A 3,406-nucleotide genomic window follows, 5' to 3' on the forward strand; every position below is an offset into this window, starting at 1 on the left:
GCAGATACCTTTGTATATCTGCTTTTAATTATGGAAAAATAACATTTCTTTTGGCACAATCATAGCGTCCTTATTTTGGGGGGAAATTAAATGACAAGCCAGTACGAATACGAAGAAATGCTAACAGGAGGAAATGTCTCAAACGTTTTTCGTTCGGAAGATACTGTTCGACGAGAATTACAGCCTGATAGTGTTAAAATTCATAAATTATTGAAGCATTTGGAAAGTAAAGGTTTTGATTATGCACCAAAGTTTTTAGGTATTGATGAAAAAAATAGAGAGATATTATCGTTTATTGAAGGAGAAGCTGGTAATTATCCTTTAAAAAAATATATGTGGTCTAATGATGTTTTAAAAGAAATAGCGAAAATACTTCGTCTCTATCATGATGCTGTGAGTGATTTTCCGTTATCTGTTGAATGGAAACCGATGGATAATACTCCTGAAAAAATGGAGGTCATATGTCACAATGATTTTGCCATATACAACATCATTTTTAACCACGAAAAACCAGTAGGTATTATTGATTTTGATGTTGCTGCTCCTGGTCCAAGACTTTGGGATATAGCCTATACTCTCTACACTTGTGTTTCTCTAAGTAGGCTTTATCACACTGAAACAGGTGAGACGATTTATTATAATTCATCGACTGATGCAGACCGAATCAAACAAAGAGTTAAATTGTTTTTTGAATCTTACGGCATCAAGAGAATGGAAGAAAATTATTTAGAGATGGTATTGCTACGATTAGATGGATTATGTAAATACATGATAAAAAGAGCAAGTGAAGGTGACATTGCTTTTCAAAAGATGATGGACCAAGGACATCTTGAACATTATCAAAAAGATATTAAATTCATTCGTAAACATGGAAAAGAGTGGGTTTAATGTTAGGTTTTGTTGAACGGGTGCTTATATTGAAGATTGCGCTGCCATCAAAGGCAGTTTTTTTATTCAACTAACGGTGCAGTTTACTCAAAGAACATTTGGGTATTTATGGTAAAATGAATTATAGGGGTGATGAATTGAGAAAAACTGGATTAACTTTAGGAGTGATCGCTGGTTTATTCAGCATTGTTTTGTGGTTTGTTCTAGTTTTTTATAATCCTTATACATCTTCAAGTTCTAAAGATATGACAGGGAATACATTTGTTATGTTATTCCTCCCAGCTTGTTTAGCTATAATTTCATCTTATGTAAATAAAAAATATCTTATGTTAATCGCATTTATTTGGTCTTTGCCAATCAGTTTGTACTTAATGTTTACATCTGGATTCTTTGCTTGGTTTATTGCTCCATGTGTTACCTATTTCATTTGTTTTCTACTGATGCTATTTTCCAAGAATAAAAGCAAAAATTAATTAGCTTGTGAAGAATTGTACTTATAGTAACGGGTACGATTGTCCATAGGTGCAGTCGTTCTTTCACTAACTAAAGGGGTTAAATTGAAGCAGGACATTCGAATAAATAAAAAGATTAATTAACAATCTCATTAAAACAGGAGTTGGGAAATGTGGCTGATTACACAAAGGAAATTAGAGGATTAATCGGAAATAGACCATTAATATTAGTTGGTTCTACTATTATTGTTATGAATGAAGAAAAGGAAATTTTATTTCAACACCGTTATGACACAAAGGAATGGGGGTTGCCTGGTGGAGCAATGGAAATCGGTGAAAATTTAGAACAAACCGCTGAACGTGAGCTTTTTGAAGAAACGGGGTTAAAAGCAAAAAGTTTTAAGTTTATCGATGTTTTGTCAGGAAGCAATCTTTATTATAAATATCCTAACGGTGATGAAGTTTATAATGTTATTTGTGTTTACTTAGCAGAAGATACAAGTGGTGAGTTAGCTATGAATGACGGTGAAAGTTTGGATTTAAAATATTTCTCCATCAATGATTTACCTCCCAAACTTGATGAAAGAGCAAAGATAATTATTGAAAAACATTTTATTTAGGATTTGATTATCAGTAACTAGAAATCGTCATTTTTTTCCATTGAATTAAGAAGATTGTGAAGTTGCTACTTTATTTAACAGGTGGATTACTTGAAGATCCGACTACCAAATAGTTGTTCTTTTTCTTGTATTTAGTTTAATAGGGTTTATTAATTCTAGGATATTATAGATAAAGTGATTAATATTNNGAAAAAGTCAAAGTATTAGCAATTACAATTCCATTTTAGCTAATTACGTAAAGATCATAAAAACTGAGGTACCGACCAATGTTGGTTTTATAAATATTGAACAAGGTGGGATTGTAGGATATCACAAAGCACCAGTGCCTCAACTTTTCATTGTAGTTCAGGGCGATGGATGGATTGAAGGAGAGGATAAAACGAGGGTATCGCTTAGAAGCGGTGAAGGAGTATTTTGGGAAAAAGGAGAAGGTCACACTAGCGGCAGTGATACAGGTTTAACTGCCTTATTACTACAAGCTGAGGAATTAACAATACCAAATATATAAAAATTACTGGCGCATTAACGGAGCAAAGAGTTGCCTTGATGCCAACTTTCCTATTAAGATTACGGAACGGGTGCAATTAACTCCTTAACCAAAGTATTAAATAATTCAAATTCATTCCTCTAAAGGCGGTATAGTTGTAGAAGTATTAGCTTTCAGTGTTTTAGAAATCAAATACTAAATCTGTTAAAGAGGTGTACTATGTTTAGTCAATCTCTTTTTAATTGTCGTGTAGAGTGGGGTATGCGGGGTGCAAGAGAAGCTGCCGAACGTGGTGACATTATTATAATAGTTGATGTACTAAGTTTTTCATCTACCGTCATATCAGCTTTAAGTAATGGGGCAATTATATATCCATATCCTCCTAATTTAGACGGGAAAACATATGCAGAAAAAGTCGGGGCTGAATACATTTTGGGAAGGGCTGAAGCAGATAAAATAGGAAAACCTACTTTATCCCCTGTTTCATTTACACAAGAACATTCTAATAAAAAATATGTATTGTCGTCACTAAATGGGGCTTTCTGTACTTGGATTGCATCTAAAGTTCCTGCCCTTTTGATCGGTTCTCTACTTAATGCTTCATCTGTATCCTCTATTGCCAATCAATTAAGAGTAAAATCTAATTCAAATATAACGGTTGTCCCTTGTGGTGAACAGTGGAATAATGTAAAAAATTATGATAACAGTCTCCGTCCATCCATCGAAGATTATTTAGGTGCTGGTGTTATCCTCTCTTATTTAGATGGTGATAAATCGCCTGAAGCAGAAGTATGTATCGGGGCATTTCAACATGCGAAAGAAAAAATCAACGAATTAATTTGGGAATGTGGAAGTGGAAGGGAATTACGACAAAAAGGTTTTGAAGATGACGTAAAGTATTGTAGTCATTTAAATGTTTTTGATACAGTTCCAATATTATATAATGACCATTTTGTTTC

General features: G+C 33.5%; 5 protein-coding genes. All 5 read left to right on the plus strand.

Annotated features, from left to right (window positions below):
- Positions 1-90 precede the first annotated feature (90 nt).
- Positions 91-888, plus strand: a complete 798-nt coding sequence (locus tag V7083_RS06850; RefSeq protein ID WP_335476633.1) for a phosphotransferase — start codon at positions 91-93, stop codon at positions 886-888.
- Between the two features lie 137 nt (positions 889-1,025).
- Positions 1,026-1,361, plus strand: coding sequence for a hypothetical protein (locus V7083_RS06855; RefSeq protein WP_335476634.1), 336 nt, complete (start codon positions 1,026-1,028; stop codon positions 1,359-1,361).
- Positions 1,362-1,513: 152 nt separating this feature from the next.
- Complete coding sequence (locus V7083_RS06860; RefSeq protein ID WP_335476635.1) at positions 1,514-1,960, plus strand: NUDIX hydrolase; 447 nt, start codon at positions 1,514-1,516, stop codon at positions 1,958-1,960.
- Between the two features lie 322 nt (positions 1,961-2,282).
- On the plus strand, positions 2,283-2,468 hold the full coding sequence (locus V7083_RS06865) for a hypothetical protein (protein WP_335476636.1): 186 nt from the start codon (positions 2,283-2,285) through the stop codon (positions 2,466-2,468).
- A 198-nt stretch (positions 2,469-2,666) separates the two neighbouring features.
- Positions 2,667-3,406, plus strand: a 740-nt coding sequence (locus V7083_RS06870; protein WP_335476637.1) for a 2-phosphosulfolactate phosphatase, incomplete at its 3' end; no start/stop codon positions are given.

Origin of the sequence: Bacillus sp. JJ1764 (assembly GCF_036962145.1) — a bacterium.
Lineage (GTDB): Bacteria > Bacillota > Bacilli > Bacillales > Cytobacillaceae > Neobacillus.

Excerpts from the sequence above, each read along its gene's own strand:
- V7083_RS06850 (WP_335476633.1), top strand. The coding sequence starts at position 91 with ATGACAAGCCAGTACGAATACGAAGAAATGCTAACAGGAGGAAATGTC.